We start from the raw sequence: 24,609 nt of genomic DNA on the forward strand, positions 1-24,609 counted from the left end.
CTTTTTTTGTAGCGAGAGTAACGCTCACAACAGAATCTAGATTACTGATTATTCTCGACTGCTTTTCTCAAGAAGCCATTTTGTTGATCAAGTTGAGCCTTGGCCAGTTCTAAATCTAGCCCTGTTAGAATCATCAAAATAGATAGCTTCACATCATAATCGGTGGTTTTAAGTGTCGAAACTGCAAGGGCTTTATCACATTCAGTTGCTTGGATTACGATACGAGCTGCGCGGGCAACTAGCTTTTCATTAGTCGCTTTTACGTCGACCATCAAGTTCTGATAGCTCTTACCAATACGAATCATGCTGGCAGTGGTCAGCATGTTGAGCACCAATTTTTGCGCGGTACCTGATTTGAGACGTGTGGAACCGGTTAAGGCTTCTGGGCCAACCACTGGGCTTATCGCGATTTGAGCAATCTCAGCGATCGGAGATCCAGGATTACAAGACAGCGCAACCGTTACTGCTCCTATTTGATTAGCGTAGTTGAGTGCTCCAATTACGTAAGGTGTGCGGCCACTGGCTGCAATACCTACCACGACATCATTTTCTGAAAACTGAATTGCATTCAGATCTTCAATACCGAGAGTCAGCGAATCTTCCGCGCCTTCTTTGGCTTTCAAAATAGCTTCGGGTCCGCCAGCAATGAGCCCGATAACCATCTTGTCTGAAACGCCAAAAGTCGGTGGGCATTCTGAGGCATCTAACACACCTAATCGACCACTGGTACCTGCACCCATATAAATCAGTCGGCCACCGTTTTGAAAGGCATGAGCGATCTTATCAACCGCTTTCGCGATCTGTGGCAGTTCCGCTTCGATCGCTAAAGGCACTTGTTTATCTTGTTGGTTAATCTTTTCAACCACTTCGAGAGAGGTGAGCAGATCAATATCCATAGTGTCAGGGTTTCTCCCCTCCGAAACGAGGTGCGAGAGCGCTGATATGAGAGCGTCGTTACTCATAATGATCCTTAAATGATAATTCTAAAATGATGGTTCTAAAATTGTTTAGACAGCACCACGAAGTCAGTATTGTTACTAAGTCAGCACGGCTATCAAGTTAATCTGCACGATATAGAACGCCTAGAGAGGCTGCTCTGCTCGCGCCAGTCACTTCTGGTAAATTGCTTGGCAGTTGATGAACATGACGTTGGGCAAGCCACGCAAAGGCCATAGCTTCCATATAATCGGCATCAACGCCTTTACTGGTCGTTGAATCAACGTCCCAACTAGGAAGAAGTTCTGTCAATCTTTTCATCAACAATGGGTTTCGTGTACCACCGCCACACACATACAGTGCAGGTTGGTTACCTAAGCGATAAGTTCCCACTTCATTGGCTATCGTCAATGCGGTGTATTCACAAAGTGTGCGCTGAACATCTTCTGCTGCAAGGTCTTTAAATTTTGTTAATTGTTGCTCTAGCCACGGTAGATTAAACAGCTCTCTGCCAGTGCTTTTCGGTGGCATTTGAGATAGATAAGATTCGTTCAACAGCTGTTCTAGTAAAGCTTGATTAAGTTGGCCTTTTAGTGAGAACTGTGCATCACGGTCAAATTTCTCACCGATGTGTTTATCTATCCAAGCGTCCATTAACATATTGCCCGGGCCAGTATCATAGCCAAGCGTAGGATGATTAGGGCGCAATACTGAAATGTTCGAGATACCACCAATATTCAACACCACAACTGAGCTGTCTTGCGGGTGAAAGATCGTATGGTGAAACGCTGGCACTAATGGCGCACCTTGCCCGCCAAGCGCCATGTCTTTACGTCGAAAATCAGCGACTGTTTGAATCTGTGTTTTAGCGGCAATGATATTGGCATCACCCAACTGCATGGTAAATGGCGAATCCCCCGTTGGCTGGTGGAATACTGTTTGGCCATGGTTACCAATCGCAGTCACGGATGATGCAGGCGTATCTGACTTGTTGAGAAGTTGTAGAACCGCATCAGCAAATAGATGACCAAGCTGGTGGTCTAGTTCGCCAATGGCAATCAAATCCGTTTTCTGACCAATACAAACTTCAAGCAAACGCGCTTTGATATCATCAGGCATAGGAAACTCATCATGAGCAAGCAATGTGATCCGGTTGTCTTCAATCGACACTAAGGCCGTATCAACACCGTCCATACTCGTCCCTGACATCACACCGATATACAGTTCTTTATGATCCATTCCTAAGCTCTTGCACTGCATTCTTAAAGTCTTCCACAGATTGGTTTAAAAACATTGTAAAGCAAATTTAAAGAGAATAACCTCGGGAAGTTTATGAAATTAGGTTTAATAAGGGATAAATATGGGACCGTTGTGGGTTGATGTTGCAGGCTACGAACTGACTGCGGAAGACAAAGAAATTTTAGAGCACCCAACTGTTGGTGGTCTCATCTTATTTGCTCGAAACTACCACGATAGCAAACAGTTATCGGCGTTAAACAAAGAAATTCGCAAGGTAGCGAAACGTCCTATTTTGATTGGTGTCGATCAAGAAGGTGGCCGAGTTCAGCGCTTCCGCGATGGCTTTTCAATTATCCCAGCTGCTCAAGAATTCGCGACTAAGAATAATGGCGAACAGTTAGCAGAACAAGCGGGTTGGTTGATGGCGGCAGAATTGATTGCCCATGATATCGATCTGAGCTTTGCGCCAGTATTAGACAAAGGCCACGAGTGTAAAGCGATTGGTAGCCGAGCGTTTGGTGAAGATATTGATACCATTGTTCGTCATAGCAGCGCTTTCATCAAAGGCATGAAGTCGGTTGGCATGGCGACGACAGGCAAGCACTTCCCTGGACATGGTGGCGTGATTGCTGACTCACACTTAGAGACGCCATATGACCCTAGAGACGACATCTTCGAAACCGATATGGCAATCTTCAAGGCGCAAATTGAAGCTGGAATATTGGATGCCATGATGCCAGCTCACGTGGTTTTCTCTCACTATGATGATCAACCTGCGAGTGGTTCACAGTATTGGCTACAGAAAGTATTGAAGCAGCAGCTTGGGTTTAAAGGCTTGGTATTCTCTGACGATTTAACGATGGAAGGCGCTGCCATTATGGGTGGACCAGCCGACAGAGCGAAAGCGGCCTTGAATGCAGGTTGTGACATGGTGTTGATGTGTAATAAACGAGATGCACAAATTGAAGCTCTGGATAACTTAGCGATTCAAGAGGTGCCTTTAGCCAACTCATTGCTTAAAAAACACAGCTTTGATTTGTCGACACTTCACTCGGATGCTAGGTGGAAAGAGACCTCAGAGACGATTAAGCGAATGCTAGGCAGTGAGTGATAAATAAACACATAATAATTTTAGATAAGGCGATATGATAAATATCGCCTTTTTTGTATGTGTGATCCATGGTTTAAACCTATTTATCTCTTAGAGTGAACTAAATTCAATGTGTAATATAAAATTTACAGTAATGTTTTTTATTGTTTACACTTGCAATCGTTTTTTTAGCTGTTATTGTGTTTTTAAAGATTGTTAGCCCAAATGGAAATGTTGGGTGTAAAAATAAATATACAGGTTGAGTTATGCAGAAAAGTGAATTAAGCAATGTCAATATCATCGACGAACAGGTACTGATTACTCCTGAGGAGTTAAAAGCAAAACTGCCTTTGAGTGATAATGCTCGTCGTTTCATTCAAGAGTCTCGTCAAACTATCGCAAACATCATTCATAAGAAAGATCATCGCATGCTTGTTGTATGTGGCCCATGTTCTATCCATGACATTGAAGCTGCGAAAGAGTACGCGAAACGCCTTAAAGCCTTATCTGAGCAACTTAGCGATCAACTGTATATTGTTATGCGTGTTTACTTTGAGAAACCTCGTACCACTGTAGGTTGGAAAGGTTTGATCAATGACCCGCATCTAGACGGCACTTTCGATATTGAGCATGGTCTGCATGTGGGTCGTGAGCTACTTGTTGAACTCGCTGAGATGGAAATTCCATTGGCGACTGAAGCATTAGATCCAATCAGCCCGCAATACCTAGCAGATACCTTCAGCTGGGCGGCAATTGGCGCACGTACGACTGAATCTCAAACTCACCGTGAGATGGCAAGTGGTCTTTCAATGCCAATCGGTTTTAAAAACGGTACCGATGGCAACCTAGGCACTGCAATCAATGCAATGCAGGCGGCTTCTTCTAGCCACCGTTTCATGGGTATCAGCCGCGAAGGTCAAGTTGCACTACTAACAACGCAAGGTAACCCAAATGGTCACGTGATTTTACGTGGCGGTAAGCAGACGAACTACGATTCAGTATCGGTACACGAATGTGAGCAAGAGCTGGGTAAATCTGGCTTAGAGGCCGCGCTAATGGTCGACTGTAGCCACGCGAACTCTCGTAAAGATTTCCGTCGCCAACCTTTAGTTGCAGAAGATGTGATTCACCAAATTCGTGAAGGCAACAAGTCGATTATCGGCCTGATGATTGAAAGCCATATTAACGAAGGAAATCAATCTTCGGATATACCTCTCAATGAGATGAAATACGGCGTTTCTATTACCGACGCGTGTATCAATTGGGATTCAACTGAGGCACTATTAAAACATGCACATACGGAATTAGTCCCGTTCTTAGAGAACCGCTTGAAAGGTTAGTCAGAGTTTAAATTTAAGTGCCTCATCTAATGGGGCATTTTAAGATCTGTTGCTAGCGAACCTACGTGATTGTGGGATGATAGATTGGCACGGGCTTATAGATTAGTAAGGAATAAAATGGCCGTTGAACTGAACGAATTACGCGACCAAATCGATGCTGTCGATAAACAAATGTTGGATTTACTGGCTCAACGCCTTGCTCTAGTAGAGAAAGTAGGCGAAGTAAAAAGTGAACATGGTTTACCTATTTATGTACCAGAACGTGAAGCTGCGATGCTGGCATCTCGTCGTCAAGAAGCCGAGAAAATAGGGGTTCCACCACAGTTAATCGAAGATATTTTGCGTCGTACTATGCGTGAGTCTTATGCCAGTGAGAAAGATTCTGGCTTTAAGTGTCTTAACCCAGAGTTACGTTCAGTGGTGATCGTTGGTGGTAATGGTCAACTTGGTGGCTTGTTTGGTCGTATGTTCAAACTGTCTGGCTACGAAGTGAAAGTCCTTGGCAGCCAAGACTGGGATACAGCCGATGAAATCTTGGATAATGCAGGACTTGTGGTTGTGACTGTTCCAATTCACTTAACTGAAGGTGTGATTGCGAAGCTAGGTAATCTACCAAGTGATTGTATTCTATGTGATTTGACGTCAATTAAATCTAAACCGCTGCAAGCAATGATGAACATGCACCAAGGCCCAGTGGTTGGATTGCACCCAATGTTTGGTCCTGATGTTCCAAGCCTTGCTAAGCAGGTGATTGTTTACAGTGATGGTCGTGGTTCTGAGAGCTACCAATGGCTATTGAATCAATTTGGTATTTGGGGCGCGAGCCTTTGCCAGATGGATGCAGCTGAACACGATCACGGCATGACCTTGATTCAAGCACTTCGTCACTTCACCTCTTTTGCTTACGGCTTACACCTGAGTAAAGAGAACCCGAATATTGATCAGCTTCTGAAGCTAAGCTCACCAATCTACCGACTTGAGATTGCGATGGTTGGTCGTCTATTTGCTCAAGACCCGAACTTGTACGGTGATATCATTCTGTCTTCGGATGAGAATATAGAGATGATTCGACGCTTCCATAGCTGTTTCGGAGAAGCGTTAGAAATCCTAGATGGCAAAGATAAGGCTAAGTTTGTTGAGAGCTTCAACCAAGTGAGTGATTGGTTTGGTGACTACTCACAACAATTTTTACAAGAGAGCCAAAGCCTGTTAAAACAAGCACATGACTCGATTCATCGCGGTTAATAGTGTGGTTTGAAAAATAAAAAAGAGCGACCATTTGGTCGCTCTTTTTGTTTGTGTTGAATGCCGATATTGCATCTGGCCTATAGTAGGCGAAATGCATTTGGATCATCATGGGCCAAACGAACAAACCTAGTTAGTCACGATAGGCTCTTTGTTATTCTCGTTCGATACTCGGTTATCATCGCTGGATACGGTGTCGATAGTCGAGCTAATGTAAGGCACATTGGTCAGGTTGATCTGCAAGCGAACCACATTATCAATCAGTTGAACCAGTGGACCCCACTTAACTTTTTTCTCTTTCTCGAACACGTAATTGAAGTTTTCTGGTGTCCAATCCATCAAGTATTGAGGGTTCAATGAGCGACCAAGGAAGCGTACTTCATAATGCAGATGTGGCCCAGTTGAGTTACCTGAGTTACCACAGCTCGCAATCACATCACCTTTACTGACAAACTGACCGCTACGTACCTTGAACTTCTGTAGGTGCGCATAAGAACTCATGAAACCAAACGAGTGACGCATAGTAATAAAGTTGCCGAAGCCTTTTTTACTTGGGCGTACCGTTTCAATGACTCCATCTGCGGGCGCGACAATATCTTCACCACGCTTACACGTTAGATCGATACCAGTATGTACATGGCGTTTCCCTGAAATAGGGTTAGTGCGGCTACCATAAGAAGAAGATATACGTTGATAAGCCATCGGACTGTCGTTTGGAATCAAGCGGAACATTGTGGCTCTTACTGCTGAATCGACTGCAGCCGCATCAATGCGATCTTCTAAAGAAATATCATCGGTAAGCAGATCTTCATCAGCAAGACCCAGTACTGATTCCACATCGAATACACGCTTACCAAGTAGCTGAATCGTGCCTTCTTTCTCGGTCAGTGTTTGCGATAGCGAATGGTTGGTTTCTACTTGCTCAGCATAAAGAAATTCTGTTTGTTCTTTTTCAACAATCAGTGTTTCAATCAACTGTTGGGCATCACCCGCTTGCAGTGCGAGTTCTTGTTTACTCTCGAAGTGCATGTACGCCGCTCCGCCAATCAATAGCGGTACTGAAAAAATGGCAGTAGTGCAAATGAGCACGGCTTTACGGCCGAAGTAAAACGTCTGTTCCCCCTGACTAGAGGGAATAGTAATGGACACTTTTTTAGACATGGTTCTGTATTAACTAAATGCTTCTAATAGAAAAAGGGTAATGGAGATATTATTCCTTACCTAAGTCGGTAAGGTGTTCAATCTCTCTATAAAGCAGGTCATCGTCACCAACATTAAGCTCAACAAGGCGCTTAAGGTGGCTGATACTATCAATATCTAAATGCTCTATGCGTAAACGCATTGAGGTATTGATGGTAGAGACTATCGTTGCTTCTAACTGAATATTGATATCACTGTTTTCGAGTTTAAAGCTCACTTGAACAGGGACATCATGGCTAAGTTGTTTTGATTCATTGCATTGAATGAGTAAACCATGGAGTGATAAGTCTTGCACTGAGCCTGATACCTTTACTTGTCCTTGTGAGATCTCAGTCGGGACTTGATAAATAACTCGTGAAAATTGACGTCTTTCAACCATAAGTAATCTCTCTATATCGATGCATTACACGTAAGCCAGATATATCAAAGGCCGCTATTATCGCGGCCTTTGTTCAAAATACAAGCTTATTTACTTAGCTATACGCTTGTACTTGATACGGTGCGGCTCTGCCGCTTGTGCGCCTAGAGTCTGCTTAAGCCACTCAGTGTACTCAGTATAGTTACCTTCGTAGAAGTTAACTTGACCTTCATCACGGTAGTCTAAGATATGGGTCGCAATACGGTCAAGGAACCAACGGTCATGCGAGATAACCATTGCACAGCCCGGGAATTCAAGCAGTGCTTCTTCAAGAGCACGTAGCGTTTCAACGTCAAGGTCGTTGGTAGGCTCATCGAGTAGCAGTACGTTACCGCCCGCTTTTAGCAGTTTCGCTAAGTGAACACGGTTACGTTCACCACCAGAAAGCTCACCGATGATCTTCTGTTGGTCGTTGCCTTTAAAGTTGAAACGAGAACAGTAAGCACGCGCAGGGATTTCGAAGTTGTTGATCTTAATGATATCAGCGCCTTCAGAGATCTCTTGGAATACTGTCTTAGTGTCGTCCATGCTGTCACGGAACTGATCAACAGAAGCAAGCTTAACAGTTTCACCTAGTTCAACTGTACCTGAATCTGGCTGTTCTGCACCGCTTAGCATCTTGAATAGTGTTGATTTACCTGCACCGTTGGCACCAACGATACCGACGATAGCGCCCTTAGGCATGCTGAACGATAGGTCGTCGATAAGAACGCGATCACCAAACGATTTAGTCAGGTTGTTCACTTCAAGAACTTTATCACCTAGACGCTCACCTGGCGGGATGAACAGTTCGTTAGTTTCGTTACGCTTCTGGTATTGGCCAGTCGTCAGTTCTTCAAAACGAGCCATACGAGCTTTAGACTTAGCTTGACGGCCTTTAGGGTTTTGACGAACCCATTCAAGTTCTTTTTCGATTGTCTTTTGACGTGCGCTTTCGCCCGCTTTTTCTTGCTTAAGACGCTCGTCTTTTTGCTCTAGCCAAGACGTGTAGTTACCTTCCCATGGGATACCTTCACCACGGTCAAGTTCTAGAATCCAGCCAGCTGCGTTGTCTAGGAAGTAACGGTCGTGGGTAATCGCCACAACAGTACCACTGTAATCAACAAGGAAGTGCTCAAGCCATGCTACTGATTCTGCATCCAAGTGGTTGGTTGGTTCATCAAGAAGCAGCATGTCTGGCTTTTCAAGAAGTAGACGACAGATAGCAACACGACGACGCTCACCACCTGATAGGAATTCAATTTTCGCATCCCACTCTGGAAGACGAAGTGCATCAGCAGCACGCTCTAGAGCTGTCTCTAAGTTGTGACCGTCTTTTGCTTGAATCAGTGCTTCTAGTTCGCCTTGCTCTTTAGCAAGTGCATCGAAATCTGCATCTGGTTCTGCGTAAGCTGCGTAAACTGCATCGATACGCTTAAGTGCGTCAGCAACGTCAGAAACCGCTTCTTCTACGATTTCACGAACCGTTTTTGATTCGTCTAGTACAGGTTCTTGCGGTAGGTAACCTACTTTAAGACCTTGTTGTGCACGTGCTTCACCATCAATATCAGTATCAATACCAGCCATGATACGTAGTAGGGTAGATTTACCTGAACCATTTAGACCCAAAACACCGATTTTAGCGCCAGGAAAAAAGCTAAGAGAAATGTCTTTAAGAATTTGACGCTTAGGTGGAACAGTTTTGCTCACCCGAGACATGGTATATACGTATTCAGCCATTGCCGATCGATCCTAATTATTGTTCAAAATTGTCTGCTATTTTATACCAATATCCTCAAAGATGTTACTCCTAGGGCAGAAAAGCCACTCTTGAACTAATCCTTACCTATTATTGTCACATTGGTCATTAAAACTATATTTAATGGGCTTCTGAGGCGAAGTGTTAAATATTAATAATATTTACACTCAAATCCTTTACATTTGATGTGATGTCGGGCGTAAATAGACTTCACGTATTCATACACGCACTAAGGAAAGAGCGAATGTTTTTCCGCATTGGTAATACGAAAATTGCTGTGGCTGCATCGGCAATTTTGTCTTCGGTTTCACTGGCTCCGGTCGCTATGGCTAGCAATGCATCCGAGCTTGAAATGCAGCGTGACGTTTATGACAAAGCGCAAGAGGTTTTAGACAGCCGTGATCTAAAAGCTTACTCCGCGCTGCGTAACAAAATTCAAACATACCCTTTAACACCTTACACCGATTATCGGGCCTTTCTGATTGGCTTAGGTGATCGCACACCTGCTGAGGTCGATGCTTTCATTGAAGAGAACAAGGCATTGCCTTTCTCCAATCGAATGCGCGCACCTTATTTGGACTCATTGGCTTCTCAAAAACAGTGGAAGACGATCCTTGAGTTTCAAACCAAAGAGCCTGTCGGTGAAAAATACCAATGTATTTATTATCGAGCGCATTACGAGCAAGGTAACCAAGAGCTTGCCTTTAAAGGAGCTAAACAACTTTGGTTGAGTGGTAGTGGTGTTGATGACGCTTGTGACCCTTTATTTAAAAGCTGGGATCAAGCTGGGCTAAGAACTGATGAGCTGATTCTGGATAGAATGCTGCTAGCGTTCGAGGGCCGTAACGGTAAGTTAATGAGCTATCTGATTAAGCAATTGGATCATGATGAGTCAATTGCTCAAGCGAAGCAGATGAAGGCGTTGTACAACAAGCCTGAAAATGTACTCGCGTTTGCTAAAAAACATCCAGCGAATGAATTCTACCAAGCTCAAACCGAGTTTGCTTTCGAGAAGCTAGCAAGGAAATCATCAAGCAGTGCTCAAAAGGTGTTTGATGATGTCATCAAGGCTCAGAAGTTTTCGAAAGAGAAATCTCAAGAGCTCGCTGATTACCTAACGTTTCGTCTGATCAACACCGACTCTGAAGAGTTGATGGTGTGGCGCGACAAAATGCTCGCGAGTTCATCAAAGCAAGTTCTGCTCGAACGACGTGCTCGCTTAGCGATTCAACATGCCGATTGGACGGGTTTGAAAGAGTGGATAGCGCGCTTGGATGATAAACATCAGGCGTCGCTTCGTTGGCAATATTGGCAGGGCAGAGCTGAAATCGCGACGGGCGATACTGACAAAGGCAATAAGCGACTGTCAGATATCTTGGGTCAGCGTAATTTCTACAGTGTGGCTGCGGCTAAGCAGTTAGGTAAGCCGGTTCAATATCCAACATCGACACTTAAATACAATGCTGAAACAGTGAAGCCATTCGACACCTCTTTGGTGCGTATTGGTGAACTGATTGACCGAGACAAAATTGCGGCAGCGAAAAGTGAATGGCGCTGGTTATTAACTAATGCAGACAAAGACCAAAAAGCGATGCTTGCGGCTCATGCTGCGACGCAGCGTTGGAATCACTTTACCGTAACAGCGAGTATCTCTGCGAAGATGTGGGATAACATTGCGCTGCGCTTCCCTGTTGCTCATAAGTGGTGGTTTAACTTCTACGCTGAAAAGCACGATCTCGATCCAATCACTTTGATGTCTTTAGCAAGACAAGAGAGTGCGATGGATTCAGAAGCTCGCTCTCCTGTTGGCGCGCGAGGCATCATGCAAATTATGCCAAAGACGGCGCAATACACGGCGAACAAACATAAGATTAAGTATCAGGGCAGCGATGAACTTTATGATGTCGGCAAGAACATTGAGATTGGCAGTCACTACTTAGATGGTTTACTGGCTCAATATGATGACAACCGTATCTTTGCTTTTGCTGCCTACAATGCAGGTCCAAGCCGCGTGAAACAGTGGCGTTCACGTAGTGATGAAAAACTTGATGCCTTCGCTTTTATTGAGATGATCCCATTCAAAGAGACTCGCGGTTACGTTCAAAATATCTTGATGTTTGAGACCTACTATCGAGATATCTTGGGTGAGAAAGGGACGTTTTTAGCGCCCCATGAGGCAAAAACGAAATACTAAGCCTTCGGCATTTGGCCCGAAACTGAGTAAGAATAAAGGCAGTGAGTACGAACCATTTCCACTTACTGCCTTTTTACATTGGATCGCATCAAGTGTTTCGGTATAAAGTGTTAAACGCTTTCAATCGTTAAGCGACTCTTTAAAGTCAGAATTTAAAAGTAAGTGTAGAGATATGGCATCACAACCTGAATATGATAATTGGCAACAACTGATGGACTTGGTAAAGACGGCTGTCGAAAAAGATCAGCACGAGCTGTTGTTGACCATGATGATGACACCAGACGAGCGAGATGCTCTGGTTGCTCGAATTAATATCTTCTGTGAGCTGATGAAAGGCGATATGTCTCAACGACAGGTGAGTCAAATGCTGGGAGTAGGCGTCGCGACGATAACCAGAGGCTCAAATGAGCTAAAGGCCAAATCTGAACAAGAGAAAGCCGTGATCGCCGACCTATTGTTAAAGTAATAATGGAATTAAGCTATCACGCGATAGTGAGCATACGAATTCGATAAAAAACGCTAACTGAATGTTAGCGTTTTTTGTTTCTGAAGATTATTCTCTGAACTTCGAAATTTAACGAAGTACTAAATAGGAAAGTGCTCAGGATTCACAAATGGGATCAGAGCCAAAATTAAAGCCTGATGATAGACCGAACTGCGTGATAATTGGTTATGGGTCAGTAGGCCAATGGCGCCACCTTTCTGTTTGATATTGTCGGTACCAAACACTTCATCCATCACATCCCCTAACTCGTTTGCATGCTCTAACTTCTCAAGCACGGCTGGTGGCAGCATCAGGCTTGCTGAACGAGACTCGCCACGTTGGCCATTCGCTTCGATCACCATCCAAGCAAAGGTAACGTTTGTTTCGATTCCCGCTTCTAGACCAACATAGAAGTCTGCATCAGGCTGAGCTTGAGTTGCGTTGTGAACACGATTCACGGCACCTTGATAGGTTTCATCATTGCTCATCGGTTGATCGGCGACACCACTAGGGACGCTGATGCCTTTGAAATCAAATTCAGTATCAGGAAAAGCAGATAAGAACGCACTTTTAACGGCGTTGATTTTAGCTGGGTTCAGCGATGCGATGATTACAGATTTCATGTGTCGGATTCTTTTTGTTGTCGATTAGATTGAGTTGATGTTGTCGGTACCATTCACTCAACTCTTCTAATGGCATAGGTTTACCAAAGTAATAGCCTTGCAGCATATCGCACTGTGCATCCTGTAACCACTGGTGCATGTCTTGAGTTTCAATCCCTTCGGCGGTGACCTTTTTCCCCTGAGCATGACACAACCCGATAACTGGTTTTACGATGTTCTGGTTATCGGTTTCAATTAAGGTATCCAAAAACGCTTTATCCAATTTAATTTTCTGAGTTGGATACTGCACCAGTTGAGTGATAGAGGTGTAACCGGAACCAAAATCATCAATCGCAAGTCGATAACCCATGCATGACAGCTCATTCAGCAATGGGAAGCCTTCTGAGTTTGAGTAAAAGGTTTCAGTGATTTCAAAATCGATTAGGCTTGGTGGAATTCGATTTAACTCCGCGTGTTCTTTAATGAAACCCGCAAGGTGAGTGGTTTCAATGCCAGCAGAAGATAAGTTGATCGACAATTGAATCGAGTGATCAAATTGAGTCTGAAGTCGATGGAATGAAGCAAACGCATTCTGTATTACCCAGCGGTCAACATGTTCGAACAGCCCGGTTTGTTCGGCTATTGGAATGAACTCATCTGGTGGAACCAAACCAAGTTGCTTTGAATTCCAACGTAATAACACCTCAACGCCAATAACATCAGTCCCGGTAGAATCCATGTAGGGCATGTAAACGAGCCTGAATTCATCATCAAAATTCTTACCTCTGAGCGCACGTTCAATGTCTGCTTGGCGCTGAATGGCTTTGTCTAAATCCCGTGAATAGTCAGCAAATTGGTTTTTACCGGCACGCTTGGCTTGGTACATCGCAGTATCCGCGTTGGACAGTAGCTTCTCGATTGAGTTGCCATCATTAGGGTAGGTCGCAATACCAATACTGACCGTGATCGGAAAGCTGCCTGATTCGGTGACAAAACCTTTTTGCAGTGGAGTCAGTAAATCATTCGAGAATCGATGCGCGACATTTCCTCGGTGACTAGGAGCGTTAATGTAGACAACGAACTCGTCTCCAGAAAGTCGGGCTGGCATACAATGAGCGTCGAACTCCTCTTTATAGTGACGACAAATATCTGAAATACGCTGAGCAAAAGAGACCAGAATCGAGTCGCCGATTTGATGTCCGTATTTGTCGTTCACAAACTTGAAGTTGTCCAAGTCAAAATAGAGAACCCAGGTTTCGGTATTCGAACTCGGTTTTGGCAACGATTGCTGAACGAAGGTTTGAAACTGATGCCTATTGGCTATTTGGGTTAACTGATCATTTTCGGCCAAGAGCTTGGTCTGTTGGTAGGTGTTATCTAACTCTTGGTACATGTCATAAAAACGCTGTGATAGGCGGCCAAGCTCATCACGAGTGCCCAAGCGTTCGATGTTCTTACGTTGTTTTTTTTCGACTTGCTGTAGCTGTCGATCGAGCCGCGTTATTGGAGTAATCACAGTGCGAGACAGAAGCATGAGTAGAAGAGCGACAGTTACAAACGCAGACAGTGCAAACGACAAACTCAGCTTGTTCCAAATTGAATCGAGCTTGTTTTCCAACAGGAATTGCGCCGGATCGACCGTGGCGTACAGTTCTGGTGCAAGCTTGACTGAGTGAGTAACATCATTTTCCAAAGAAACCGCTATGGATGTGAAGAACAAGCTGGTTTGGTAGTCGAACTCTATCTGTTTTCTCAGCGCATTAAATTTGTCGAGAGAGACAGAGACAACAACAAAGAACACATCGTCGGGTTGATTGTTAACGGTTGGGAAAATCGCTTTTCTATCTACCTTGTCATAGTGAACCAACATCCCTTCGCCTTGGGAGTTTTGAATATAGTTGGTACTCGATGTTGCTAAGGTGTCTTGATAGTGCAGGTCAACATACTCCAATATCTTACTGTCAATCTGAGTGCGTGAGTCATTGCTATTATCCGCGTAATAACGCAGTTTTCGATCACCATTAAGAAGCGCTAAACCTGTATAGCTTTCATCGTCATCTTGCAGGAAATGAATGGCTTCTCGAAGATTACTGACCAGTTCAAGATCGCGAGATAGATTTTGATCAGTGAGAAAATAACGCTTCACCATATCACTCTGGGTCAAGGTGTAAGAGTAGCTATTGAGGAACGAACGAGATTGGCGAAAGTATCCGGCTAGTTTTTCCATGTTCAGTTGAAGTGCGTTGTCTTCGCGTTTGATGAAACTGCTTTTTTGCGTCGAATAAATAATATAGCTAGAAGCCGCGGTACTGATCAGTATCACAGGGGCTATCAGTAGTAAGATTTTAGTACTTAGCTTCATAGTTAATGACAACACTATTTATAAATTAAGCGCATAAGTTTATGTTACTTAATGCTTACTCGCTATTAATTATACGTAGTTCGATGATTTCCTGTGAAGGGGGTAAGGTTTTGTCTTTATTGATAAAAAAAGCCACTAATGAGTTTTTGTTAGAAAGGCTCAAGCAGTGGAGGGAGTAAGCGTGCAGAATGTGCGAAACAAGTGAATTGTGTTTCAGGCTTGCTAGGGGACGTGTTCTTAGCTCGAATGGTGCTCGACTAGAGGGTGATTTAAGTATTTGGCCTACTGTAGGCCAAATACTTATGTTAGCTAAAAGCTGATACTCGCTTTCAGCTATGACAACTTAACTTGAGTCGCTTTGATGTTCTCACTTGGGTAACAACCCAACACCTTTAGGTGACGAGTAATAGCCGTTAGTTCCGTTATCGCCTGCTGCATATTATCTGAATCCAGATGCGCCTCTAAATCGACATAGAACATCTCTTCCCAAGGGTTACCCATGATAGGACGAGATTCCAGCTTGGTCATGTTGATGCCTAAGCGTTGCAGGATCAGTAGTGTTTCTACCAAAGAACCCGCCTCTTGAGATGTCGACATGATGAGCGTCGTTTTCGCTGGTATTTGAGTCGATACTTCAACAGGCTTACGCGCCACTACGATGAAACGAGTGTGGTTCTCTGTTTGGTTTGCAATATTGCTCTGGATTGGCTGTAGTCCATAAAGCTTACCGCTCGATGCATTACCAATAGCAGCTACGTCATTACCACCCAATTCTTTAACTTTTTTCATTGCATCAGCGGTGCTTGCGCAAGACTCAAGGTTGACACCCTTAAGGCGGCTCAAGAACTCACTGCATTGTTGATGAGGTTGTGGGTGCGAGTAGAGTGTTTTGATGTCTTCTAAACGGATATCACTTTTAGCAACAAGGCAGTGCTCAATCGGTTGAGAAAGTTCGCCAACAATGTATAGAGTCGTATGCTGTAACAGGTCGTAGACCTCGTTAATTGACCCTGAACTGGTGTTCTCAATCGGCAGGACACCGTAGTCGGCATGGCCAGACTCTACTGTTGATGCGACTTCTTTGAAGTGATTACAGTTCAGCTCAATCAATTCCATATTCTTGCGGCTGAAGTATTCGCGGCTCGCAAGGTGAGAATACGATCCCTTAGAACCTAAGAATGCAACGCGAGCCAATGGTTTACGGCTTTGCGGGTTCGCTAGGTTTTGTAAGTATGACTGTTGTAGTAAAACGGAATCTTCGATGATGGTGTGAAACAGCTTGGTAATGTACTGCGCATTAAGTTCGTATTTATCTTTGCCGTTGTTGATCAGCTTAACTAATAGTTGTTGTTCTCGTACTGCATCACGAACTGGTTTTGATGTCTCTACTTTGCTTTTAGCGACTTCGATACTTAGCTTGCGACGCTCTGAAAGTAACTTCAGGAGTTCGTCGTCTAAATCATTAAGACGAAGGCGGATATCATCCAGTGAAATTGAGCGGTCAGTCATAAATGTGTCCTTATAAAAAAGCCTCCCTAGTGTGGGAGGCTTCTTGTTCGTTTTTGACTTGTTTTTCTAAAACGACTTAGCCTCCGATTTACGGAAGAAAAAAGAAGTCAAAAATAAACAAAGATTGAGTGTGCATAAAAAGTGATTGTTTTATGAATGTTTAAACACAATAAGCAAGCGAGCTACGAGCGTCAAGCAAAAAAATAGCGCCCTGAGGCGCTATTTTTTAATCTGTTCTCTTTCCTTATTCTACTTCAGCTTCTAGCTCTTCGATTTCAGGCTTTTCAGCGCGGCGCGCTTCTGGTTTATGGCGTAGCTTGTTGAGTTGACGCTCTAGTTTTTGTTCTACTTCGTTGATCGCTACGTAGAGGTCGTCATGGATTGATGAAGCAACAAGTTGGCCTTTTGGTACGGTTAGTACCGCTTCAAATTTCTTCTTCTTGTTTGGTTCTTCGCTAAAGCTCGCTTGGCAGCCAATGATGTCTACTTGCCATTTATCTAGCTTTTTAAATTTGCTTTCTATGTGATCACGGATTGCAGAGGTAATGTCGATGTTTTTACCAGTGATGTTCATTTTCATAGAAGTTTTCCTCTGTTGTATCCCTCATGGGTTAACTTCAGATTACGACTTTCAGGAATAAAGAATGTGATCTAGATCTTGTTTTGGTTGGGTGGGATAAGCATTAAAATCAAATGTGATCTTACGCAAGTCTTAGTATCTTTTTGGCGAAAAATGCTTGTTATCCTTATGAAAAACGATAACTTGGAGGCAAGGCTTCGCTAAAAATTAAATCAGTTTTTAGGGGCGTCCTACAGCCTATGGAAAGTGCTTGATTGAAATTTACTCAATAGTGTTTTGTGATATAGGTCTTGTAATATAGGTCGCTACATAAGCTTCTTCAGAATTAGATAAACAAAAGCCGCATAAGTATTCTTATGCGGCTTTTGTGTTTTTTAGCTTTACCTAATACCTTTGGCTCCCCAGCTCTGGGATGGAGGCGATCCTAGTCGTTAGTGTTCAGTAATCTCGCTGTGCCGTCCTCTCGGATAGCATTGATAGCTTGTAATTGTTTATAGATTACGAAGTAACGATTGATGTTGGCAACATAGGTTACGGGTTCTTTACTCACGTATTTGCGAGTGATGATTTCTACGTTTTTAAACCAGATGTTTGGGTTGTAACCTTTCTGCTTGGCAATGCTCCTCATCTTTCTGATCTTAGCAGGACCAGCGTTGTAAGAAGCCAAGGTAAAGTAGATTTGATTGTCGGGTGATATTGCCGGGTCGTCAAAATACCGGTCTTTGATAAAGCGCATATACTTCACACCCGCATGGATGTTGTTATCCACCTTATGGATGTTCTTGATGTTGACGTTTTTATCTTTGGCGGTACTCGGTAATACCTGCATCACACCAATAGCCCCGCGATGAGAAATCCGGCTCTGATCCAGTCCTGATTCTTGGAAACCTTGAGCTGACATCATCAAAGGATCAAATTCATACTTGCTCGAATACTTTTCAAAGACATCTGAGAGTTTAGCTACTCGGTCTACTTTATTGGGGTTGAGTGCTCGGCCTAACCAGCGAGTATTGTCGATGTATTTCTGGTAGATGACATTCCCAAGCAGGGTGCCTGTTCGTGCGGTCTTGACGTATTTGTTTATCTCTTTCTTCAGTTGAGGGCTGTCTTTTCTTAAAGCCCAAGCAATACGACCATTTTCTCGTAAAGGTAAGTCGTTATGGACTTGAATGTTTTCCATTACATCGATCCAGAGCTTGGCTTTATGGTTATCCAGAATTGTGCCTTGTATATAACCTTGGTTAACCAGTTCTATCAGCTCGTAGTCTTGTAATGACTCCTCGATAAAGTGGACATGCAGTGGTGGTAAACCTAGCTCGTTAAGCTCCTTATTAACTATTTGTACACTCTCGAAGTAACTCGAGCTTGCTCGTATCCACACCTCTTTGCCACTCAATTGTTTGATTTCGGTGATAGGTTCGGCCTTTTTCCCTGTGATAATGAGTTCTTTACCATCTTTAATCATCGGATCCGAAAAATCGATGGTTCGTAATCGTTTATCGGTGATCGTTAGGTTAGCGACAGCGACATCACCATAGCCAGACTCTAAAGAGGGAAGTAGATCATCTCGTTGCACGGGGATGATTTGAACATTGAGATAGGGATGTTTCTTACGAAGGCTTTTCTCAAAGTGGTAGAGCATTTCTGCCACGATGCCTTTTGGCTTGCCATCCTCGATGTAATAGAAACCAAGATCGGCAGACACTAGCACTCTAACCGTTCCTTTGGTTTTGAGCACATCCAAGTCACCCATGTAAGGCTTATTGCTTAATGGAGACAGTTCTAATGCGTAGGATAAGTGGCTAAATAGCGATATCCAGATAAATAATAACAACCTACTCACATCCACACTCCATGTTGATGTTTTGTTAAAAGTTATCTTTTGAAGATACCGTGTATTATGCGATCCATCAAGTTTGCGATATGTAGATGAAAAAAAGCGCGCTAGTAAATTAGCGCGCTTTTAGGATTGAGATGTAAGAGGTTTGATTAAGGTAGTGGGTTTAACTCAATCAACTTTTCTGTTCTTAACACAGCGTCATCTAGGCCGAGTTGTTGATAAGCTTTTAGCTGGATATCTAAAGACTTACGCGCAGCAATGGTGTCTGGGTAAGTTTTTTGCAGCTCTTGCGTTCTGTTGATCGCAGCAATCCAAGCTTCGCGGCGTAGGTAGAAATCAGCGGTTGCTAAGTCATACTCTGCTAGGCGGTTCTTAAGTGCGAACATGCGTTTTTGTGCATCTTCAGCATAAGGGCTACTAGGGAAACGTTCGAGTAGTCGCTTGAAGTCAGCAAACGCAAGTTTCACTGGTTCAGGATCTCGGTCACTACGGTCGATATTAAAAATATCGTGCATGAAGTTTCGGTCTTGCGCCATGTGCGTTAAGCCGCGCATGTAAAGAACCCAGTCTTGTTTCTCATGCGTTGGGTTCAAACGTAGGAAACGTGAAATGGTAGCGAGGCCAAGTGCCAAGTCATCATTTTTGTAGTAAGCGTAAATCAGATCGAGCTGTACTTGCTCAGAATAGGCGCCGAATGGGTAACGTGAGTCTAGGGCTTCTAGCTTTTCTATTGCTGAAAGCCAGCTACCGCTCTGCAGTGATTCTTGAGCGTCAGAGTAGAGAACCGATGGTGGTACATCTGGCACTATCTCTTCACTACTTGAACAACCAACCAAGAGTGATACGGCTAATAGACCCGATAAAGTAAGGTGTTTCATGTCAGGCGTCGATTCCTTGAATTAAATATTTCGTAAGCTTCCGTTACTTTCTAACCAGTAACAGATACAATGATGCAATTATTCTATTTTATCCATACTAATGGGTATTAGTCTCACGGTTTTTAAAAAAGTTCGATATGGCTCAGCAGATCACATTAACAGACACAGTAAAAAGCAGCCAGTTAGGTCAACGTTTAGACCAAGCTGTCGCTGAACTATTTACCGATTTTTCTCGCTCTCGCATTAAAGAGTGGCTTCTTGACGGCAAAATCCAAGTGGATGGCGAAGTTATTACAAAGCCGCGCGTTAAGGTTTTGGGCGGTGAAGAGATCATCTTGCAAGCTGAACTTGCAGATGAAGAGCGCTGGGAAGCACAAGATATTCCTCTAAACATTGTCTACGAAGATGATGACTTATTGGTTATCAATAAGCCTCGCGATCTGGTTGTACACCCAGGCGCAGGCACACCGGATGGAACCATACTAAACGCATTGCTTTTCCATTACCCACAGATTGCAGAAGTGCCTCGTGCAGGTATTGTGCACCGTCTTGATAAAGACACAACAGGTCTTATGGTTGTGGCTAAAACGGTTCCAGCTCAAACTCGTCTTGTGCGTGCTCTTGCTAAGCGTCGTATTACTCGTGAATATGAAGCAATTGCAATTGGCAAAATGACCGCTGGTGGTGTGGTAGAGAAAGGCATTAGCCGTCATGCAACTAAGCGTACCTTGATGGATGTAAATGAATTAGGAAAGCCAGCGGTAACTCACTACCGTGTTGCTGAGCACTTCCGCGAGCATACTCGTATTCGTCTACGCCTAGAAACGGGTCGTACTCACCAAATTCGTGTTCACATGTCATACCTTCAGCATCCGCTGCTAGGTGACGTTGCATACGGTGGTCGTGCTCGTATTCCAAAAGGTGCATCTGAAGAACTAACAACAATGATTCGTTCTTTTGATCGCCAAGCACTGCACGCCGTTATGCTTAAATTTGTTCACCCAATTACAGGTGAAGAAGTTGAGTTCCACGCTCCTGTGCCAAATGACATGGTCGTGATGGCTGAAGCGTTACGTGTTGATGCGCGCGAAAACTTGGAAGACGACATTTAATCATGTCGATGATCATCCCTAACTGGAATGCACCAAAAAACGTGAAAGCATTTGCTTCGACACGTTTTGATGGTTTTTCTACTGGTGCGTATCAAGGATTAAACCTAGGTACGCATGTTGGGGATGATGCTTCGCTTGTTGAAAACAACAGAGCCTGGCTCAAGCAACACGCTAATATGCCTGCCGCTCCGGTATGGCTACATCAAACTCACTCAACAGATGTCGTTACGGTTTTACACCCTACGGCAGATATTCTTGATGCTGACGGTGCATTTACCACAGCTAAAGATGTTGTTTGTTCTGCGATGACAGCCGATTGCTTACCTGTAATCCTTACTGATACCAAAGGCACTCAAGTTGCTGCAGTTCATGCTGGTTGGCGTGGTCTTGCTGGTGGCATTCTTGAAAATGCCGTCGCAAAGTTTTCAAACTTAGGTTCAGAGAATAAGATCATTGCTTGGCTTGGTCCTGCAATAGGCAAACAAGCTTTTGAAGTAGGCGATGATGTGTTGGAAGCTTTCGTTAGTTTTGACTCTCAAGCTAAGCTCGCATTTGAAGCCAAAGCTGAACCAGGCAAATGGCTAGCGAATATGTCTCAGCTTGCAACGCAACGACTGAACAAAGTTGGTGTAACTTCTGTGACAGACTCTAATCTATGTACCTTCGCTGATGCCGATGCGTTCTATTCTTATCGTCGTGATGGTATTACTGGACGCCAAGCTACTTTTATTTGGTTAGAGTAACCTTTAACTAGTGCAACCAGTCATCCAGCTCATTTATATTTTTATAACAGCTCTATTCTTCATTCTTATCCCTTGAAAATCCGCGTTACCGTATCCATCTTCTAACCATAAGATAAACATATCTAAGAGTAGGAAGGTTGGCATGCGTCTCGATCGATTCACTAGTAAATTCCAAATTGCGATATCTGATGCTCAGTCGCTCGCATTAGGTCGTGATCACCAATATATAGAGCCTGTGCACCTAATGGTGTCTTTGCTTAATCAAGATGGTAGTGCAATTCGTCCATTGCTCACCATGCTGAATATTGATGTGGTTCAATTGCGTTCAAAGCTAAGCGAAATATTAGACCGTGTACCGAAAGTAAGTGGTATCGGTGGTGATGTTCAACTGTCGAATGCAATGGGTACTTTGTTCAACCTATGTGACAAGGTCGCACAAAAGCGTCAAGACACATACATTTCTTCGGAAGTCTTCCTACTTGCCGCAATTGAAGATAAAGGCCCTTTAGGTAACCTGCTTAAAGAGCTAGGTCTTACTGAGCAAAAATTATCTCAAGCTATCGAGCAGGTTCGTGGCGGTCAAAAAGTTGATGACCCAAATGCCGAAGACCGACGCCAAGCGTTAGAGAAGTTCACCATCGATCTGACTGAAAGAGCGGAGCAAGGCAAGCTGGATCCGGTAATTGGCCGAGATGACGAAATCCGCCGTACTATCCAAGTACTTCAGCGTCGTACTAAGAACAACCCAGTCATTATCGGTGAACCTGGTGTTGGTAAGACAGCTATCGTTGAAGGTTTGGCTCAGCGCATTATTAACAATGAAGTGCCAGAAGGTTTAAGAGGCCGACGCGTACTTTCATTAGACATGGGTGCTTTGGTAGCTGGCGCTAAATATCGTGGTGAGTTTGAAGAGCGTTTGAAGTCAGTCCTCAATGAATTGTCTAAAGAAGAGGGCAATATCATTCTCTTCATCGATGAAATTCATACTATGGTCGGCGCTGGTAAAGGTGAAGGCTCTATGGATGCCGGTAACATGCTAAAACCAGCGTTGGCTCGTGGTGAACTCCACTGTGTTGGCGCAACGACTCTTGATGAATACCGTCAATACATAGAGAAAGATCCAGCGTTAGAGCGCCGCTTCCAAAAAGTGCTTGTCGATGAACCAACGGTTGAAGACACGGTGGCGATTCTTCGTGGTTTGAAAGAGCGCTATGAACTTCATCATCATGTAGAAATTACCGACCCAGCAATCGTGGCTGCAGCAACACTATCTCATCGATACGTTTCTGATCGTCAACTGCCGGATAAAGCGATTGATCTGATTGATGAAGCGGCTTCGAGTATCCGTATGCAGATCGACTCAAAACCTGAGTCGCTAGATAAGCTCGAGCGTAAAATCATTCAATTGAAGATCGAGCAGCAAGCTCTTACCAATGAAAATGATGAAGCCAGTGAAAAACGCCTTCGAACATTACAAGAAGAGCTTTCTGACAAAGAACGAGATTTCGCAGAGCTTGAAGAAGTGTGGAATGCAGAGAAAGCCGCGCTTTCTGGCACGCAACACATCAAGTCAGAGCTAGAACAAGCTCGTATGGATATGGATTTTGCGAGACGTGCTGGTGATCTTAACCGAATGTCTGAATTGCAATACGGTCGAATCCCAGAATTAGAGAAGCAGTTAGATCTTGCGACTCAAGCTGAAATGCAAGAAATGACGCTGCTGCGTAATAAGGTCACTGATGCAGAAATTGCAGACGTGCTATCGAAGCAAACAGGCATACCTGTTTCTAAAATGCTAGAAGCCGAGAAAGAGAAGCTTCTTAAAATGGAAGGTGTTCTACATAAGCGAGTTATTGGCCAGGCGGAAGCAGTCGAAGTGGTATCGAATGCGATTCGTCGTAGCCGTGCAGGTTTATCTGATCCAAACAAGCCGATTGGATCTTTCTTATTCCTTGGTCCAACTGGCGTTGGTAAAACGGAGTTGTGTAAAACACTCGCGAACTTCATGTTTGATAGTGACGATGCAATGGTGCGTATCGACATGTCTGAGTTTATGGAGAAACACTCTGTTGCTCGTTTGGTTGGTGCTCCTCCGGGTTACGTTGGATATGAAGAAGGTGGTTACTTAACAGAAGCAGTGCGTCGCAAGCCTTATTCAGTGATTTTGCTAGATGAAGTAGAGAAAGCGCATCCTGATGTTTTCAATATCTTATTGCAGGTGCTTGATGATGGACGCTTAACTGATGGACAAGGTCGTACAGTCGATTTTAGAAACACGGTAGTGATCATGACATCCAACCTTGGCTCTTCGAGAATTCAAGAGAACTTCAATACGCTCGACTACCAAGGAATAAAGAATGAAGTGATGGAAGTGGTAGGTAAACATTTCCGTCCTGAGTTTTTGAACCGAGTTGATGAAAGCGTGGTGTTCCATCCATTGGGTCAAGAGCACATTCAGTCGATAGCCGCTATTCAGCTTGAGCACCTTAAGAAGAGAATGGAAGACAATGGTTATGAGCTTGAAGTTTCGGATAAAGCACTCAAGTTGATTTCTCAAGTTGGCTTTGATCCAGTATATGGCGCGCGACCTTTGAAAAGAGCGATTCAACAAAGTGTCGAGAACCCGTTAGCGAAAGCGATACTGGCAGGAAAAATTAATCCAGATAAGAAAGTGCAGCTATTAGTAAACAACGACCGCATTATTGCTCACCAATAGTTGAAGTAAGAGCGGTAGGTACGATTGGCCGAAATTAAGGCTTAATCGTACCTATTTTAAACGCTTTGTGTGAATAGTGTTCGAACGGTCGCCGGTGGCGGCTTTTTTTTCGTTTTTAGCCTTGTACAAAGGATTATTCTCTCTATAATGCGCCTCCGTTGCCAAGGATAACCAAGCGGTTTGAACTGAGTAACAAGACGGTGATAAGCATTTAAGATGCTTTGAAAAATTAGCTGGAAAAAGTGTTTGACACTGGAATCTAATCCGCTAGAATGGCCGTCCACTTCGAGAGGCTCCTTACTAAAAGGAAGGCTCAACAAGTAAAGCTCTTTAACAATTTAAACCTATCAATCTGTGTGGGCACTCGTTGATGAATATCAAAA

At 43.8% G+C, this 24,609-nt stretch carries 19 protein-coding genes and 1 other annotated feature; of the genes, 8 read left to right on the forward strand and 11 right to left on the reverse strand.

Going from position 1 to position 24,609, the window contains the following annotated elements:
* Positions 1–41: 41 nt before the first annotated feature.
* Both murQ and AB4167_RS20290 read right to left on the reverse strand, forming a co-directional pair.
* Complete coding sequence (gene murQ / locus AB4167_RS20285) at positions 42–962, reverse strand: N-acetylmuramic acid 6-phosphate etherase (protein WP_017077730.1); 921 nt, start codon at positions 960–962, stop codon at positions 42–44.
* Between the two features lie 97 nt (positions 963–1,059).
* Entirely contained in the window at positions 1,060–2,175 is a 1,116-nt protein-coding gene (locus AB4167_RS20290) for an anhydro-N-acetylmuramic acid kinase (RefSeq protein ID WP_372136947.1), read from the reverse strand.
* A 121-nt stretch (positions 2,176–2,296) separates the two neighbouring features.
* Between AB4167_RS20290 and nagZ the strand changes: the two genes are divergently transcribed.
* The 3 genes from nagZ (at position 2,297) to tyrA (ending at position 5,850) form a co-directional block, all read left to right on the forward strand.
* A complete protein-coding gene (gene nagZ / locus AB4167_RS20295; protein ID WP_372117015.1) occupies positions 2,297–3,286 on the forward strand; it encodes a beta-N-acetylhexosaminidase in 990 nt (329 codons plus the stop codon).
* A gap of 245 nt (positions 3,287–3,531) precedes the next feature.
* Complete coding sequence (locus AB4167_RS20300; RefSeq protein WP_017059354.1) at positions 3,532–4,605, forward strand: 3-deoxy-7-phosphoheptulonate synthase; 1,074 nt, start codon at positions 3,532–3,534, stop codon at positions 4,603–4,605.
* Positions 4,606–4,722: 117 nt separating this feature from the next.
* Entirely contained in the window at positions 4,723–5,850 is a 1,128-nt protein-coding gene (tyrA, locus tag AB4167_RS20305; RefSeq protein WP_017062859.1) for a bifunctional chorismate mutase/prephenate dehydrogenase, read from the forward strand.
* Positions 5,851–5,979: 129 nt separating this feature from the next.
* Here tyrA and AB4167_RS20310 read toward each other — a convergent pair whose 3' ends face one another.
* The 3 genes from AB4167_RS20310 to ettA all read right to left on the reverse strand — a co-directional run bounded on the left by AB4167_RS20310 (position 5,980) and on the right by ettA (position 9,187).
* Positions 5,980–7,011 carry a M23 family metallopeptidase gene (locus AB4167_RS20310; RefSeq protein WP_372102423.1) on the reverse strand — a complete coding sequence of 344 codons (1,032 nt, stop codon included), beginning with the start codon at positions 7,009–7,011 and terminating at the stop codon, positions 5,980–5,982.
* 49 nt (positions 7,012–7,060) lie between these two features.
* Complete coding sequence (locus AB4167_RS20315; RefSeq protein WP_017059356.1) at positions 7,061–7,429, reverse strand: PilZ domain-containing protein; 369 nt, start codon at positions 7,427–7,429, stop codon at positions 7,061–7,063.
* A 90-nt stretch (positions 7,430–7,519) separates the two neighbouring features.
* The gene (ettA, locus tag AB4167_RS20320) at positions 7,520–9,187 is read right to left on the reverse strand and encodes an energy-dependent translational throttle protein EttA (protein ID WP_017056147.1); all 1,668 of its coding nucleotides are present in this window, start codon (positions 9,185–9,187) and stop codon (positions 7,520–7,522) included.
* Positions 9,188–9,450: 263 nt separating this feature from the next.
* On the opposite strand from ettA, the gene sltY reads away from it, so the two are divergent.
* A complete protein-coding gene (sltY, locus tag AB4167_RS20325; RefSeq protein WP_372136948.1) occupies positions 9,451–11,400 on the forward strand; it encodes a murein transglycosylase in 1,950 nt (649 codons plus the stop codon).
* A 172-nt stretch (positions 11,401–11,572) separates the two neighbouring features.
* Entirely contained in the window at positions 11,573–11,866 is a 294-nt protein-coding gene (trpR, locus tag AB4167_RS20330) for a trp operon repressor (RefSeq protein ID WP_048615039.1), read from the forward strand.
* A gap of 119 nt (positions 11,867–11,985) precedes the next feature.
* Here the strand turns inward: trpR and yjjX are convergent, their stop codons facing one another.
* The 6 genes from yjjX to AB4167_RS20360 form a co-directional block, all read right to left on the reverse strand.
* Complete coding sequence (gene yjjX / locus AB4167_RS20335) at positions 11,986–12,507, reverse strand: inosine/xanthosine triphosphatase (protein WP_048606829.1); 522 nt, start codon at positions 12,505–12,507, stop codon at positions 11,986–11,988.
* A complete protein-coding gene (locus AB4167_RS20340; RefSeq protein WP_372136949.1) occupies positions 12,470–14,848 on the reverse strand; it encodes a putative bifunctional diguanylate cyclase/phosphodiesterase in 2,379 nt (792 codons plus the stop codon). The genes yjjX and AB4167_RS20340 overlap by 38 nt, the downstream gene beginning before the upstream one ends.
* A 333-nt stretch (positions 14,849–15,181) precedes the next feature.
* Positions 15,182–16,357, reverse strand: a complete 1,176-nt coding sequence (pheA, locus tag AB4167_RS20345) for a prephenate dehydratase (protein ID WP_136982881.1) — start codon at positions 16,355–16,357, stop codon at positions 15,182–15,184.
* A 12-nt stretch (positions 16,358–16,369) separates the two neighbouring features.
* Positions 16,370–16,491: a sequence feature (Phe leader region), on the reverse strand.
* A 110-nt stretch (positions 16,492–16,601) separates the two neighbouring features.
* Positions 16,602–16,937 (reverse strand): ribosome hibernation-promoting factor, HPF/YfiA family, encoded by a 336-nt coding sequence (hpf, locus tag AB4167_RS20350; protein ID WP_004735034.1) that lies wholly within the window; start codon positions 16,935–16,937, stop codon positions 16,602–16,604.
* Positions 16,938–17,361: 424 nt separating this feature from the next.
* Positions 17,362–18,786 (reverse strand): transporter substrate-binding domain-containing protein, encoded by a 1,425-nt coding sequence (locus AB4167_RS20355; protein ID WP_372136950.1) that lies wholly within the window; start codon positions 18,784–18,786, stop codon positions 17,362–17,364.
* Between the two features lie 140 nt (positions 18,787–18,926).
* Positions 18,927–19,655, reverse strand: coding sequence for an outer membrane protein assembly factor BamD (locus tag AB4167_RS20360; RefSeq protein ID WP_017059363.1), 729 nt, complete (start codon positions 19,653–19,655; stop codon positions 18,927–18,929).
* Positions 19,656–19,792: 137 nt separating this feature from the next.
* On the opposite strand from AB4167_RS20360, the gene rluD reads away from it, so the two are divergent.
* From rluD to clpB, 3 genes are all read left to right on the forward strand, one after another.
* Positions 19,793–20,767 carry a 23S rRNA pseudouridine(1911/1915/1917) synthase RluD gene (rluD, locus tag AB4167_RS20365; RefSeq protein ID WP_017059364.1) on the forward strand — a complete coding sequence of 325 codons (975 nt, stop codon included), beginning with the start codon at positions 19,793–19,795 and terminating at the stop codon, positions 20,765–20,767.
* Positions 20,768–20,769: 2 nt separating this feature from the next.
* Positions 20,770–21,510: a peptidoglycan editing factor PgeF gene (gene pgeF, locus AB4167_RS20370; RefSeq protein ID WP_065584732.1), complete on the forward strand. Its 741-nt coding sequence runs from the start codon at positions 20,770–20,772 to the stop codon at positions 21,508–21,510.
* Positions 21,511–21,652: 142 nt separating this feature from the next.
* A complete protein-coding gene (clpB, locus tag AB4167_RS20375; protein ID WP_065584733.1) occupies positions 21,653–24,226 on the forward strand; it encodes an ATP-dependent chaperone ClpB in 2,574 nt (857 codons plus the stop codon).
* Positions 24,227–24,609: the final 383 nt, after the last annotated feature.

Origin of the sequence: Vibrio sp. 10N.286.49.E11 (genome assembly GCF_041469505.1) — a bacterium.
GTDB lineage: Bacteria > Pseudomonadota > Gammaproteobacteria > Enterobacterales > Vibrionaceae > Vibrio > Vibrio crassostreae_C.